Source organism: Plesiomonas sp. (genome assembly GCF_051652165.1).
Classification (GTDB): domain Bacteria; phylum Pseudomonadota; class Gammaproteobacteria; order Enterobacterales; family CAMTGL01; genus Plesiomonas.
Map to the genome: position 1 here is coordinate 499,625 of NZ_JBOFTR010000016.1, position 16,057 is coordinate 515,681.

Sequence of the window (16,057 nt, forward strand, 5' to 3'; positions counted from 1 at the left end):
TTAGCACACCACCTCAGCGTCAAACTCATCGTCAACAACACGAAAGCTAATCTGCCGAATAGCCTTTCCAACGGAGACATGTTGCAGCAGTTGCAGTGACACAGGTGGCAATAAAGCACCATCAATCACCGACTCAAGCATCCGAGCACCATTTTCACTGCGCTTGGCGCGACGTAAGATCTCCTCATACACCGCAGGTTCAATGAGAACAGTAGCAGCAAAACGGCTATGCAACAGAGCTTCAATACGGGACAATTTATCGTGGGTAATTGCAACCAATGTATCGTGGTTTAGCGGAAAGTATGGGATCACTTCCATACGCGCCAGCAAAGCCGGTTTGAAAAATGCAGCCAGTTCTGGGTACAGCGCATCTAACAGACTCTCAGAGAAGAAACTCTCCGGCGTATTGGCATAATCCACAATGGTTTGATAACCCAAATTTGAGGTCAGGAAAAATAGCGCATTCTTACAATCAATAACCCGCCCCTCTCCATCTGCCAGTTCACCTTTATCAAATACCTGATAGAAAATATCCAACACATCTGGATGTGCTTTCTCTACTTCATCCAACAGCACTACAGAGTACGGTTTTTGTCGAATGGCCTCAGTTAGCACACCGCCTTCACCAAAACCGACATAACCTGGTGGTGAGCCAATTAAACGCGAAACGGTATGTTTTTCCTGATATTCAGACATATTGATGGTCGTTAAATATTGCCGCCCACCAAACATCAGATCAGCAATCTGTACCACCGTTTCAGTCTTGCCAACACCACTGGGGCCAACCAATAAAAAGGTGCCCAAAGGACGACCGAGACGACGTAAATCAGCACGTGCCGTCAGTAAATGGCGATGCAAGTGGTTGATAGCCGTATCTTGCCCTCTGATGTGAGCCCCAAGATACTCAGGCAATCGTGTCACCACATCCAATTCACTGTGTGAAATCCGGTTCAAGGGAACACCGGTCCACTCAGCAATGACAGCGGCAATCTGCGCTGTATCGACATGCGTAGAAATCAGTACCGACTCTTGCTGCAACATCACCAGTTCATTTTCCAAACACGCCAATGCACTCGCCTGCGCTTGTACCGGCATCTGTGCCTGAGCATCATCATCTATTTTATTAATGGAATAGGGTGGCGCTTTGCCATTGGGTTTTAGCGTATCCAGCAACGCCAAGCGCAACGCAACAATTTGTTGTACTTGTGATTTTTGTTGCTGCCAGCAGATGTCCAACTGGGTCAGTTCATCACAAGCCTGCTGTTGCTCTATATGTAGAGTATCTAAACGCTCAGAGTGCTGGCCTAATCCGATGACACACTGACGCTCCAACTGAGCAATTTCTAATTCGCGCTGATGCACCCTATTTTGTAAATGGCTAATCACGCGCGGGGGAGCGGTCAGATTAATCGCAACCCGAGCACAGGCAGTATCGAGAACATCAATCGCTTTATCAGGCAATTGACGACCGGAAATATAACGGGCAGAGAGCTGCGCGGCAGCCTGTAATGCAGCATCATCAATCAGTACGCCGTGTGCTTTTTCATAGACCCCACGTAGACCACGCAAAATAGTAATGGCCTGCTCAATGTCAGGCTCATTCACTTTCACCAGCTGAAAACGGCGAGAAAGCGCGGCATCTTTCTCTATGTATTTTTTGTACTCATGCCATGTTGTTGCTGCAATAGTGCGTAACTCACCACGTGCCAGTGCCGGTTTAATCAAGTTAGAGATATCCAACCCACCGGCCTGATTACCCGCACCTATCAACGTATGCGCTTCATCAATAAAGAGGATCACCGGATATTTAGCCGCATTAACCTCCCGAATAACCCCTTTAAAGCGTTTTTCAAACTCACCCTTTACTGATGCTCCGGCCTGCATCGCGCCCAAATCAAGAGACAGCAGTATGACATCACGTAATTTTTCTGGCACATGGCCGGCCACTATCCGCAGTGCCAGCCCTTCAATAAGCGCGCTTTTACCGACACCCGCCTCACCGACCACTATCGGATTGTTTTTGCGGCGGCGGGATAAAATATCAATCATCAAATCAATTTCATGATCTCGGCACAGTACCGGATCAATACCGTTGTTGCGCGCCAACTCGGTAATGTTTTGTGTAAACCTTCCCAGTAATGACGCTTCGGCCAGCACAGCCACTTTATCTGTAGAAACTGATTTAATGTCAGGTTCAATATTCGTTTCGGCTGACTCGCTAACCCACTCATCAAATTGTTGATGCACCAAATCACGATTAATGACCGTCAACAGCCGAACAACAGCAGTAGGCAGGTAGCGGGAGGGTGTCATTAGCAGTACCAGCAACAAAATCCCACTTCGCAACTGAATATGCTTAAATTGGGCGGATGCGAGCAACCAACTATCCTGTATCCATTCCACCAGCAGCGGTGAAAAAGCGGGGTATCCTGGTTCGAAAGCATGGCTCGTATTGGCAGGTTGCAACAATGTACGTAGCGCGACAATGTCTACTCCGGCGCGCTGCATAATCATTCTGGCATCACTTAGAGGGGTCTCTACCATGTTGAGCAATAGGTGCTCAATACGGATCTCAGCGCCCTGATGACTGACACACTGGGCCGCAGACTCTTCGAGCATATGCCGACACACAGGATTAAGTCTTTCCACCAATACAGGCAGTTCGATACGAATCAAAACAAGTTCTCCTTAACTTATTTTAATTAAACTTATTTCAATAATTCATTTAACTGACGCAGCACATCCTGAGTCTGGTTATCTAACCGGCTATAATAAAAAATGAATATACCTAGCAGAGTAATGACCGTTCCAATACATAGACTGCGTAATGAAATTTCCGGTTTTAATGGTGAACTCGAAATCTGTTGTCCTAAATTAAGATGAAAGACTATTGGGGAATCATCACAATCTACACTCAATTGGTGGTGCAACTGCCGAACAACCCGCTCAAACTCTTCACGCCCATGGTTCATCACGCGATAACGCCCTTCAAATCCAAGACACAAACACAGATAAATAAACTCCAGTACCTCACGGTAACGAGCTGGGTCTTCTTGTAATTTGTTTAGCAGTACAAAGACCTTTTCACCTCCCCACGTTTCATTATGAAAGCGGGTAAGTAAAGAGTGTTCCGACCATTCACTCAAGCTGCCCCACTCTTGGCTCATCACCGCTTCATCAATAAAAGTGCACAAAATGTAACGAAAAGAGAGCACCATACCATTCTCATATCCATGAGCGATCAGCTCCTGTTCGATAGCCTGAATTTCAGTGACTACCCGCTGATAAAGTTCAGCAACCTGATCATGACTAGAAAGTTGTCGAATGCGTAACACCATGCCCAACAGTGGGGTTACCGCATCAATGATCGGATTCATACTGTACCCACGAAGACGAAACCAGTAATCAGAATCGAAATCGAGCTGAGTAGCATGGTCGTATAAAAGATCATTGAGTTGCTCATGTTTGATTATGTCGGTGGTCATTAATCGCTTCATCCCTGACTGCGAATCGCCCAAAATTGCATATCTAACTCAGGAAAACTTCCTGCGATATGGAAAGCCAATGTGTTGCCTTGAACCAACATTTGCCATGCAGGGCTTTGCCTATCTAATTGGAAATAGCTGTAACCTGCGTGGTAAGGCAATTGGCGTGGCGCAACCGGCAGAGGCAGTAAGGGAATACCCGGCAGTTGTAAATTGATAAGTTCACGGATTTTCTCACTGGAGGCTATTTTGGTCTGTTGCTGAAACTGTTTACGCAGCTGCTCTTGTGGCATACGCGCACGCACCGCCAACACAAATTCAGCACGGGTCATCAACTCCCGATCCCCAATAACAGCAACCAGCACACCATGCTGATGCTTTCGTAACTGAATAGAGACGGCTTTTGGTGAAAGCACGGTACTGAGGGCTTGACGAAGTGCCAACATCACAGGCTCAAAGCTCGTTTGTGGTTCATCATGTTGATATGCAGGAAATTCAGGGGGTAAACGAGACTCATCCGTAAAGGTCATCAACTCACCGCACAGTTGCACCAATGCTTCATGTAGCCGCTCTGGATGTAATGTATCAAGGCGCGCCAAATGAGATAACTGAGGCTGCGCGCGGTTGAGCAGTTGCAACATCATAAATTCTGCAACATCAGCCACACCCTGCTGGCCAGGTGCAGCTAAACGCTGTGCTAAACTACGCGCTCGTTCAACAACCAGACCTGCCGACTCTCCTAAAAAGCGTTTCAACGCTGAAATAGCAGAAATACTGATACTGCAAGGCATGAAGTTCGGATCAAGCACCAATCCGCCATCTGGCCGTTTATCCCTAATTCGGGCTATCGCAATGGCTGCATACGCACTACGATCTTCTCGCTCAAGCATCAAACGCAGACTTACTTTCCCCACCTCCAGTGAGGTCACATCACCACTGTCACTGTGCAGATCCCTAATATCATGACGGCTTGCTTGTATTCTTGTCGCAACAGCATGCCCCACCTCCCCAACTTCTTTAACACCACTGATAGATAAAGGTAGAGTCAGATAAATCTTTTGATTGGCCACTGAAACATCAGTGATCTCTAGCAGAGGTGGCAGCACATCATCAGCCGGAAGATTAAATACCGTACCATCAGGCATGACACCACGGGCACTCACCAATGCTATCCGACCAAATCCGAGGTACTCTTCATTAAGCGTCAGAGATTGTAATCCGTAAAAATAATCGCTCAATGCACTAAAACGGGCATGCAATATGTGATCAGTATGCCGCTGTTGCTGCTGAAAATGCTGAGGTTTAATAAACAACCCCTCGCGCCAAATCACCTTATTTCGGCTCGACATGGTTATTCTTCTTCTTTTTGCAGTTCAACATCACTCTGACGCAGATGCACCAGAATCTGATAAGCCCGCCCGGTATAATTCACTTTTACCACCTTGCGCCACTCAGCCTGATCAGGCTCAGAATAGCGAGCGATAACAGCGACATAACGAACACCCTCTTCCAGTACCACCGGTGGTAAATACTTAAACTGCCCAGGTAATAACGTGTAATCTTGATGATTTATATAATTTTTCCCTAAGGCTTTCGCCACATCATCTGTCACCTGATCGTAGTCAGTAGCCAGCAAACGTGAGTCTTCTGATAGCATTAGTACCTGAAACTCTATTGGGGCGGCATCACCACTCTCATTCGGATTAACATCGGGCTCTGCGAGCAAAGTCAACCCTACGGTCGAGGGTTGATCTGCATGACTACCCACTTGTATATCCGGATTGATCACAACATCGGTTATTTTGCCGAGCGTAGTACAACCGGCCAGTAAAAATAGCCACAGTACAAACCATAATGTCCGCATCATCAGAACTGTTCCTGCTGTTCACGCACAGCTCGGTCATAGGCTTGGTCATAAACTTGATGAAATAATTTATCGAACCCTTGCTGGCGTACCGAGGTCAGTTCACGGTAATAGTGTTGATACATCGTCCATGCCCAGCCCTCTTCATGCTCCATTGATAAGCTAGTACGGCGATAGTGAGTAAAACGCCCTAACAACGCTTGCGGAGAAAATGCCTGCAAAATATTGTCCAGCGCAGCCGCTATAGCCTGTTGATTAGCAATATGGTGTATCCGTACATTACGTAGCACTTCATTGACCGCAGCAGGCGCAGACAGATGTACAGGGCTTTTACCATCAGCAAACAACAACGCCAATGTCGCCTCATAATCTAGCCCCAAACGCAGAGGATTATCCTCAATCGGGCGAAGGTGCTTATCTGCCAAGGCCGCCTGTTCAACCTGCAAAGTGAGCAGCCCCTCTACCATTGCACGTAACGTTTTGCCGATCTCTTCGAGCATCTCATGCGCTTGCTGGCTATCTTTAGTCTGTAGCCGCTGACCTAATCCGTGCATAAGCGGTGTGAGTGCCACATGATCAACATCATCCTCTTCAGTTGATAGGGCATACGGGTGATCAATGCTCGGCATATCAATGAATTCCTGATCCATGGTGTCCTCGATAGCTGAAAAAAGGGGTGCAGAAATGGCAGACATTAATACCGAGTGTTCCGTTACCGGATGTTTGAGTAAGGCTGCCAACGAGCTCGCTTGCTCTCGTTCCAAAGCCTGTAATGGATCGCTTTGCAGTAAAGCATCACGCCCCTCAATAGGTGATTCAAGATCGCCGGCTAACCAGTTATCTAGTTCATCTGTTACATGATTTTCCAGAGTCTGCTCAATATTGGTTTTACTTCGCATAGCGCCGAGATACACACGCAAACGAAACGGGCCAACACACAGCTCATCACCCTGCTCCAAATACACTTTACGATGACGGCCAATGGGTGCTGTTGCGCCATTAATAAATGTCTGCCCACTTAAATCACTTAAACAAAAACGGCCATCATGCAGCTCAATACGAGCATGAGAGGGCAACACGGCCCCTAAACGATCAGTTAAACACCAGTCATCATGATCTGCGGCACCAAGCGTGCCGCCATATTGATCAAACCGATATTGCACTAATGAATGGCCATCGAGCTGTTCGCTATTTAGCACAACTAAAGAGAGTTGCTGGTTGATTCCGTTCATATTTACTCCTGCATGCAAATCGTCACATTGGGATTATGCGGGGGCTGCCCTAAAAAACTGCTCCATCCCAGCCGACTGCTTTGCTCATCACCCAACCATAATCCGCAGGCTTGTTTATCACCAAAACTCAGGCACAGATCCCATGCCAACTGATCCCGCAAAATAAAAGAAACAAATTGAGCCAGCGGCTGAAAAAGCGAGCCATTAGGTAACAAGCTCAAAAATTGAGAAAATCTCAGTTTGTTAATTTGCAAAAGAAACTTTCCGGCACAATCATTCACTGATGCCCCAAGGATCAAATCGTTACCCAAAACGGTATTCAGGTTTCCTAACCGATTTTGCTGCTCAGTATGAATCGCCACTTTGCGTGGCTGCCAAGCCATTACCTTTACATCAACGAGATCAAAACAGTGAGAAATCAGCCCAGCTACAACCTGTGGAGAACGGCTTGGGCTGGCCAACATGCCAGCATAAGAGAGCATTTTGGCGCGATTAATGGGTAGATTTTCACGTACAGCCGAATTACTCAGCCCAACCAATGCAAACATCAGGCGGGAAAAACCATCACCACCATCATGTTGAAATCGCACGTGATAACGGTACTTACGCCAGCTACGATGCAACAACATCAGTAAACGGTGGTGAAAAAAATCTAAAAATAATCCAAGCTTCGGCGCTCCCTGCGCATAATCCCAAGCCAGTTCATCAAGGTAATACCCCGGCAGAGGTGATTGGCTGCCCTGTAACCCAAGAAATGCCACTTCTAACTGATGCCGACCCACAGAGTCTTGTTCAAGATTCAAGACATCACTAGCCGGAAACCCCAGTGAAGCGGCTGACGTAAAACGGATTTTTTCATGCTTAGGATGACAATCTGATAGTGCTTCTTGATCAATGCACTCCAAACGGCATAACAGCTCTACTAGCTGAAAAAAATTAAAGCTCGACGCATTATCAAACCGAATCACATTAGAGCGTGCTGACCTATCTGCACCGGCCATCGGTAGCACTCCTTGCTATCAAGATTAATCACCTCTAGCAGGTGAAATGCATTCACGCTGGCATATAAAGAGAAGAAATGTGCCAATACCGTGCTGAACAGATACAATTCGCCTTCACTGCCAAAAGCACTTTGTCGAAGAGACAAGACCGATTTAAGGCCACGTACGGGCATTCCTTGTACCAATCGGTCTACTGGCTGCGTCTCTATTTTTTCAATTCCTGCCAGCCGCTTACGCGATATCAATTCCGCCTGTTTATCCTGCAGCGCAGGAAAATCGTAGGTTCGCAGGATCTGTATTAATGCCTCTTTATGCAGCAAAGAGACGTAGTTCAGCGATAAGTTTGAGATCAATGCCCAGTGAAGACGACTATCCAATATCGGTCTTAACGGACGGGTAGGCCGCAGCAAATTTTTAAACGTAGCAAACGATGGCGAACTGCCGGTTGGAACACACACCGCGCCAATCGGTAACTGTGAGGCTTTCTCACGATTAGTACAGGTTAGCGAGACTGAGATAGACTCATCAACGCCTTGCATTTCAACCTCATCACTACGTACAAACGAAAGTGAATAATCAAATCCACCACCACTGACGGCTTCACGTACCCGACTCCGGTAATACAGCGCTAATCGCCCATGCGCTTGCTCGATCTGGTGCTGGAAACTTTCAAACGGCTGATAAACACGCACAGCTCCCCGTGAGCGGCCGGTGTACTCTTGAGCCCAACTCTCGACATTATTAATTGAAAAAATCTCAAAACTATCAGCATAACGATAACTGACTTTTAGCGGATATTCGGTTTGGCGACCGTTGAAATTAATCGGTTCACTGTCGTACGAAAACAGATTAATTGCCGGAACACAGTTGAGTAATAGTGAATCAGAACGAATATGAAGCCCTGCCGGTAGTGGCCTTTCAAAACAAAAATGCAGTGTAAATTGGCTCACTCGTGAAGTATGTAAAGACCAGTTAGTATTTGAAAAGCCAAAAAAGAGGAAGCTTTCTGGAAAACAAAAAAATTCCTGTAAAATTCGATAACCAGAATAAACATTACTCGGGTACGGCAGCAATGCATCATGCGGTTCAAAACCAACCGGTTTTAATAGGGATGCAGGCTGTCTAACACGTTGACCATTAATTTCTAATTCAATATAGGCCAACTGGGTAGATAACCAATGGTATAGTTCATTTGCAGAGTAATTATCACCGCCAAGATAAAACCGCAATTTATCTAACTGTAGTTCAGACACCGATAATGGAGTGTGTGGCCGAATTTCTACCGAAATAGTCGAAAAATCATTACCACTTTGTGAGTTAATATCATGAATGTCCGCTGGATAAATCCATGTGTCATGGCATGTTTGAAAATGACACGTCACTTCATCAATAGGTAAACTGTCTAACTGAGAACCACGCTTTATCTGCGTAGGTTGCATAATTGCGCCAGGGATCACCGAAAACTGCATGATGGTCATACTGGGCACTGGGCGTAAGTAATTAGGCCACAATAGACTCAATAAGCCATGTGTTAGCTCTGGAAATTCATCTTCAATTTTTGCTCGCAAACTTCCCGTTAAAAAAGCAAACCCCTCCAGCAAACGCTCCACATCAGGGTCAGTAGTTTGCTCGGAAAGAAAGCGGGTTAAATCTGGGTGTTCACTTGCAAACTCACGGCCTTGCAAACGCAAATAAGCCAGTTCATCCTTGAAATATTGTTCCAACGGCATAAATTATCACACCATTTTATAGTGTCGGTGGTTATCCATATGAATATTGAAAGATGTAACTTGTTCAATATTCTCCAACCGAACATGTGCCGTCACCTGAAACGACATTTCGAGCGGGTTAGCCAGTACATCAGAAGGCCAGACATCAACATACACAATACGAGGCTCATACTGACGAATACATTGCCTTATCGCTTCCCTAATACGTGCACGAATATCGGCACTGCCTTGCGTTGCATCATTAAGATCAATAATTCCTAACTCTGGCGCACTACGACAGCTACCGGGCCGAGTATTAAGAATACAATCAAGATGCTTTTTCACCGATGCAATCAATACCTCAGCCTCTTTAGCTACTGAGGTAATTTCTGGCTTTTCGCGGATACGATCAAACAGGCTAGCTGTACTCTTCCGATCCCATAACATGAGAGAAGGCATACGGCTTATTCCTTATCCAAACGGCCGACAAGAGACAGTTCAAAACTAGCGCCCATGTATTTAAAATGCGGTTTAACAGACATAACAACTTGATACCAACCTGTTTCCCCCGCTACATCCAGCACTTTAATCTGCGCAGCACGCAGTGGCCGACGGCTACGTACATCTGCAGGTGGGTTTTCCTGATCTGCAACATACTGCTTAACCCAACTATTTAGTTCACGCTCTAAGTCTTGACGCTCTTTCCAAGAGCCAATTTGCTCACGTTGTAATACTTTAATATAGTGTGCCAAACGATTAATGATGAACATATAAGGCAGCTGAGTACCTAATTTATAATTTGTTTCAGCCTCTTTACCGTCTTTGGTATTTGGAAATACTTTTGGTTTTTGTACTGAATTTGCTGAGAAAAATGCGGCGTTATCACTGTCTTTACGCATAGTAAGAGTAATAAATCCCTCTTCAGCCATTTCATATTCACGCCGATCAGTAATTAATACTTCAGTCGGAATTTTAGCCTGTAATTGTCCCATCGCTTCATAGACATGAACCGGCAAATCCGTAATCGCACCACCACTTTGCGGGCCAATAATATTCGGACACCAACGGTACTTCGCAAAACTGTCGTTTAACGCAACACCCATTAAGTACGCCGTATTTCCCCATAAATAATGATCGTGGCTTTCATTAATATTTTCTTTATAGTTAAAACCTTTAATCGGATTTTCGACCGGATCATACGGTAGCCGAACCAAAAAACGGGGTGCAGTTAGCCCTAAATAACGGGTGTCTTCAGATTCACGCAATAACCGCCATTTACTGTATGCAGGGCCTTCAAAAACGGATTTAAGATCTTTAATCGATGGCAGATCAGTAAAGCGGTCAACACCAAAAAACGTGGGAGCAACTGAGGAAATAAAAGGAGCATGTGCCATTGCACCAACAGCACTGACATACTGCATTAATTTGATATCAATAGCACTCTGACTCAATGCATAATCACCAATAACCGCACCTACAGGGTGCCCACCAAACTGGCCATAACCGCTGGAGTAAACATGTTTGTAAAAGCCAGATTGTGTAATTTCAGCGGCAAACTCAAAATCATCGAGCAGCTCCTCTTTTGTTGCATGCAACACCTGAACTTTTATATTTTCACGAAAATCGGTACGATCAACCAATAACTTCAATGAACGCCAAGATGATTCCAACTCTTGCAGTGGTTTAGCATGTAAAATAACATCCATTTGTTTGCTGAGTTTTTTATCTAACTCAACAATCATATGGTCAACTAATGCTTTATTTACTAGGCCTGTGGTATTCCCACTATCAATAATATTGGCAATCAGGGCAGTAATACCTTGCTTAGCAATACTGTACCCTTCATCAACAGGGGTTATTCTAGCTTGAGCCATAATTTCATCCAGCAGCGATACTGAATTACTCTGCATGCCAGAATTTAATTTATCTTCAACCACAGACATATTTTTCTCTCTATCCTTTGAAAACGAAAATAACTATTCCTTTGATGCAACTAAATCTAACTCTTTAAGTAGCTGTGCACGAGCTTCATCACTCGATAGCAAGCTCTGCAACCGATTTCGAAATGCAGGAATATTGCCTAATGGCCCTTTAAGTGCCACAAGGGCTTCACGCAATGCCAGCAACTTATGTAATTCAGGAACCTGATTTGCAATACAGTCTGGTGTGAAATCACTCATCGAGCTAAATTTCAACATTACAGGAAAAGAGCCATCACTCTCTTCTTCCAAAACATTTTCAATTTGAAAATTCAACTCTAAACCAGACTCACGCATAAAAGAGGCAAAGTTATTTTTATCTACTGATACGCTTTGCCTCTCCTCAATAGGCGTGTCTTCTGAACGACCTTTCATATTTCCCACAACCATCATAGTCAAGGGCAATTCAATCTCTGCTTGTTGGTTATCAGCAGATGGAACATATTTAATGTTAATTCGTTCTTTAGGTGCAACGCTAACACCAGAAATTCCCTTCCCCATATAAAAACACCATAGTTAAAACTTCATTTACATTTAAAGTGATGAAATTAAATAAAAGATTATTATTTACATCATCACAGTGCCAAAACACACATTAAAATAACTTAAACACTTACATCTTTTAAATGAACAATAGAGAATCTACACCTAAAATTAAATATATGATTATATTTAATATAAAATTAGATGAGTATGGGATACACCGCCATTAATCACAAATACGCACAACATCTTGTTGCATATCAATGCAAGATGGATACAGCAAAATGAAAGGTATATAATTATGTACATTCAATATAACGATTACTACTATAAAAAATCGATGGTCTTTAGACTGGTGAATAAAAATTAATTATCAATTTATTAAATTTATTTTTTATTGATTGAATAGCTATCACATATTAACTCTAATCATTTTTGTGAAATTAAAATGACTTAGTGTTAATTTTATACTTTATAAAAAATAAGCTTTTGTGTAAAACGACCACTCACAACTGAATTTGAGAGTGTGCAATAATGCTCTACAAACAAAAAGTATAGCTAATACATTTTCTCTTGGCTGTTTGTTATAGATAAATACGTTTACACAGAAATATATAATGAGGTGGGTATTAAGATAAATAAATGAGAATTAACACTTAAAATAAGGAGGGAATAAAAATAAGACTCGTCAACATTCAACCAGTGCTCTGCTGCATATCATGGTATGAGCAAGTTTTAAATTGGTATACAATGATTAATAGAAAGAAATGAAGAAAAATAAAGCAGAATAATATTGGTGGAGCTAAGCGGGATCGAACCGCTGACCTCTTGCATGCCATGCAAGCGCTCTCCCAGCTGAGCTATAGCCCCAATATTTGACTATTTTTAAAAATACCACTTATAAGAGGTACTTTATCAAAGTGTCTTTGGATACTGTACTTTGATTTGATGGTGGAGCTAAGCGGGATCGAACCGCTGACCTCCTGCGTGCAAGGCAGGCGCTCTCCCAGCTGAGCTATAGCCCCATCGCTATATCAAAGTTGCTTATACTATACTGGATATGGGTATCACACTATAGCTGTTTTATTCTCATGTTAATGAATTAGCCTACATCAACATATAGCTATACTTATCAAGATGGTGGAGCTAAGCGGGATCGAACCGCTGACCTCTTGCATGCCATGCAAGCGCTCTCCCAGCTGAGCTATAGCCCCAACTAGATACATAAATTAAAACAGATTAAGCGAGGCGAATAATAGGCAGTCAAACTGCTGCTGTCAATACCTGAATAATCACAATCTGACTGATTGCTCGAAATCTCAACAGCCATAAGTAAAAAGAGACGTAAAAATCATTTATCGACCATAATATAAGGCTCATCCCCATAAAAAAACACTCGTTGCAACTTAGCCAACGAGTGTTTAGTGGATATTTATCTCGGCTTATTATAACTATTTATCATTAGTATCAAATTGTGGTGAATACCGAATCATATCTGAAGTCAAATAACCTTAACTCTCAAACGTATTATCCGATTTTTTTCCATGCACCAAACTGATTGCTTCCTGGAGCTTCACCCTGTGTCCACCACTGGGCTTGCCACGTTGCACCGTTATAAGTCGCCTTTTCACCTGTTGTATAGGCTTTGGTTGCTGTCCATGCAGCCGTACCTACGGTACTGCCACCTGATGAAGAAACTGCTTCCCACGGGCCACCCAAATCAGGTTGATTACCTTGCGTCCACCACTTGGCTTTATACTGCACGCCGTTGTACACCACGGTATCACCTGCGACATAAACTTTACTTGCGCTCCAGGTGGTTTGGCCGCTGACAACCGGCACATCTTTTACCGTCACCACAACTGATTTCGTTGCGTTAAGCTTACCGTCACTCACCACTACCGATACGGTATAGTTAGTGTCTGCGGTAACCGCAGGTGCAGTCACTGTAATTGAAGCAGTATTTAGCGCACTGGCAGTTAAACCAGCAGTATTCCAGCTATAAGTTAACGGATCATTTTCTGCATCTTTTGCATCTACGGTCAGAACCAGCGTTTTGCCCTCTTCTACCGATAAGGTTGTCGGCAATGTTAGAACAGGAGCGGTGTTAGTTCCCACTGGTGGTACAGTAACAGGTGCTTTAACGGTAACACTGACGTTATTACTCACAACGTTGGTGCCATCACTGACTTTCAGAGTCAGACTGTATACCGTATCTTTAGTCACCGCGGGTGCGGTAAATGTCAGCGCCGGAGAGGTGAGGTTAGTGGCAGTAAAACCAGCAGGCAATACCCATGTATAACTCAACGTTTGCCCTTCAGGATCACTGGCTGATGCCTGAACAGTAGCACTCTTACTACTGTCAGCCGTTACAGTTGTAGTGACACTAACAACTGGCGGTTTATTGGTGTTGTTGCCACCCGTACCGGCTACCGAGTGCCCTAATGACTCATGCATAGCATTGAGAATGTCACCGTTATCGCCATCAATTTCCCATGAGAACAAGCCACCTAACCCATTAGCACGAACATAGTTACCTTTTGCTTGCACTGAACGCGGGTTGTCATAGGTAATCAGCTCGCCGGTACCCTGATTCCAGACATACGGAGCTTGTGCTTGCTCGTCATAACCATATTGGAAACCGTTAACACCGGTACCATTGGTTGTGCCCAGTGAGCGTTTTAACAGATCCCAGTAATCAACCACACCCGCTTCAAACGAGCCTTTTATTGCACCGTTTGCAGTACCAGACATTGGGTTACCCGCAATTTTCAGTGATGCAGGTGTGACACCACTCCAGCCACGGCCATACATGGCCACACCGACGTTCAGTTTTTTCGCCAACACTTTTTTGGCCAGCATTAGCTTAATAGCATTATCGGTGTTGTAATCGGGTTTATTGGTGTAATCCTTACCGCTTGAGTCTTTACCCGTACCCTGACAACGTGCAGCTTCTAAGTGTGAACCGCAATACAGTGCTGCCTGATGACCTGGTTCATTATTCCATGCACCGTAGAAGTCATAAGTCATCACGTTAAAACGATCGACATACTGCGAGGCTTCGGCATAGTTGATAACGCCGATTTTGTCGTATCCCGATCCGATAGCTGAGGTCAGCTCATAACGCTTACCGGTTTCTGCGCCAACACGATCGAGCATTTCACGCAATTCATGCATTAATGTCACATACGTTGCACCATCTTTTGCTGGGTCACCAAGTTTCGGATTAGCACCTTTGCCGCCCGGATATTCCCAGTCAATATCCACACCATCAAAGAATTTCCATGTGCGGATAAACTCTTCTACCGAATCAACAAAGACTTTACGTTTTGCATTATCGCCAAAAAAGAAGAATGGGTCAGACAGTGTCCAGCCGCCAATAGAAGGCAGAATTTTCAGATCAGGATAGCGTTTTTTCAGCGCCATCATGCTGCCAAACGTCCCCTTATAGGAGTCAAATTGCCCCTGTCCGGCTTGTGGCATTTGCAGCGCAGCCCAAGGATCGTGAATGGCAACTTTGAAATCTTCACGGCCAGAGCATGCTCGTTGCAATGCATTGAAACTGTTACCATTATCAACTTCTTTTAAACCATCATTGATACCCGCACCACCACAAATTGGGGTAAAGCCGTAGTATAAATGGGTCAGGTTTTGTGCAGGGATTTTAGAGACTGGGTATTTACGATCGTAAACGCCCCACTCAACAAAGTATGTGCCTACCTGCATATCACTGGTGTTGGTGTAGGACTTATTGTTGGCATCTACCGACATCACTAAAGGATCAAGATGGCTGCCATCAGTATCGGCAACCACGATAGCTTTTGCATCGCTGGCAGTACAGACTTCAGCTGCGCCCGTGCCGCTGCACAGTGCTATCTGCATCTGATATTTGCCGCCTTTTTTCACATAGACAGTCGCGCTGTCTTTTTGGGATGCAGCAGAAGCAATGGTTTTTTCAAACACCGGTTTACCGTCGAACAACACTTTCCAGTGATCACCGGCATCACCAGACCAACGATCCCATGCAACAGGAACCGGAGCGCCGTCTTTATTCACTTTCACTAACGCGTTGTATGACGTGGCTTCTTGGTTAACTTGCACGATAGCAAAATTACTCTCGCCCCAAGCCAATACCGGCTTACCCGGTGCGGCCTGTGCGTGACTAATACCTGCCAGCATAAGTGAACAACAAAGTGCAGATAGAGGGAATCCTTTAGATTGCATTACCCGTTCCTTTTAGGTAGGCAAACATAACTACAGTAAGTAACCCTCTATGCGGCACTGTCTGCGTAATAAATCGTACG

General features: G+C 44.5%; 11 protein-coding genes and 3 tRNA genes. All 14 read right to left on the reverse strand.

Features of this window, described 5'->3' with window-relative positions:
- On the reverse strand, window positions 1-2,676 hold the full coding sequence (gene tssH / locus ACRC53_RS11865) for a type VI secretion system ATPase TssH (protein ID WP_438643601.1): 2,676 nt from the start codon (window positions 2,674-2,676) through the stop codon (window positions 1-3).
- Between the two features lie 32 nt (window positions 2,677-2,708).
- The gene (gene icmH / locus ACRC53_RS11870; protein WP_438643602.1) at window positions 2,709-3,485 is read right to left on the reverse strand and encodes a type IVB secretion system protein IcmH/DotU; all 777 of its coding nucleotides are present in this window, start codon (window positions 3,483-3,485) and stop codon (window positions 2,709-2,711) included.
- An 8-nt stretch (window positions 3,486-3,493) separates the two neighbouring features.
- Window positions 3,494-4,834, reverse strand: coding sequence for a type VI secretion system baseplate subunit TssK (gene tssK / locus ACRC53_RS11875; protein ID WP_438643603.1), 1,341 nt, complete (start codon window positions 4,832-4,834; stop codon window positions 3,494-3,496).
- Between the two features lie 2 nt (window positions 4,835-4,836).
- Window positions 4,837-5,352: a type VI secretion system lipoprotein TssJ gene (gene tssJ, locus ACRC53_RS11880; RefSeq protein WP_438643604.1), complete on the reverse strand. Its 516-nt coding sequence runs from the start codon at window positions 5,350-5,352 to the stop codon at window positions 4,837-4,839.
- On the reverse strand, window positions 5,352-6,581 hold the full coding sequence (gene tagH / locus ACRC53_RS11885; protein WP_438643605.1) for a type VI secretion system-associated FHA domain protein TagH: 1,230 nt from the start codon (window positions 6,579-6,581) through the stop codon (window positions 5,352-5,354). The genes tssJ and tagH overlap by 1 nt, the downstream gene beginning before the upstream one ends.
- 2 nt (window positions 6,582-6,583) lie before the next feature.
- On the reverse strand, window positions 6,584-7,582 hold the full coding sequence (gene tssG / locus ACRC53_RS11890; protein ID WP_438643606.1) for a type VI secretion system baseplate subunit TssG: 999 nt from the start codon (window positions 7,580-7,582) through the stop codon (window positions 6,584-6,586).
- Window positions 7,546-9,312: a type VI secretion system baseplate subunit TssF gene (tssF, locus tag ACRC53_RS11895; protein WP_438643607.1), complete on the reverse strand. Its 1,767-nt coding sequence runs from the start codon at window positions 9,310-9,312 to the stop codon at window positions 7,546-7,548. The genes tssG and tssF overlap by 37 nt, the downstream gene beginning before the upstream one ends.
- Before the next feature lie 6 nt (window positions 9,313-9,318).
- Entirely contained in the window at window positions 9,319-9,750 is a 432-nt protein-coding gene (gene tssE, locus ACRC53_RS11900; RefSeq protein ID WP_438643608.1) for a type VI secretion system baseplate subunit TssE, read from the reverse strand.
- A gap of 5 nt (window positions 9,751-9,755) precedes the next feature.
- On the reverse strand, window positions 9,756-11,234 hold the full coding sequence (gene tssC, locus ACRC53_RS11905) for a type VI secretion system contractile sheath large subunit (protein WP_438643609.1): 1,479 nt from the start codon (window positions 11,232-11,234) through the stop codon (window positions 9,756-9,758).
- A gap of 33 nt (window positions 11,235-11,267) precedes the next feature.
- The gene (tssB, locus tag ACRC53_RS11910; protein WP_438640319.1) at window positions 11,268-11,771 is read right to left on the reverse strand and encodes a type VI secretion system contractile sheath small subunit; all 504 of its coding nucleotides are present in this window, start codon (window positions 11,769-11,771) and stop codon (window positions 11,268-11,270) included.
- Between the two features lie 776 nt (window positions 11,772-12,547).
- Window positions 12,548-12,623, reverse strand: a tRNA-Ala gene (locus tag ACRC53_RS11915).
- A 79-nt stretch (window positions 12,624-12,702) separates the two neighbouring features.
- Window positions 12,703-12,778 (reverse strand) — tRNA-Ala (locus ACRC53_RS11920).
- A gap of 113 nt (window positions 12,779-12,891) precedes the next feature.
- Window positions 12,892-12,967: transfer RNA gene (locus ACRC53_RS11925), tRNA-Ala, on the reverse strand.
- A gap of 313 nt (window positions 12,968-13,280) precedes the next feature.
- Complete coding sequence (locus ACRC53_RS11930) at window positions 13,281-15,977, reverse strand: glycosyl hydrolase family 18 protein (protein ID WP_438643610.1); 2,697 nt, start codon at window positions 15,975-15,977, stop codon at window positions 13,281-13,283.
- Between the last annotated feature and the right edge of the window lie 80 nt (window positions 15,978-16,057).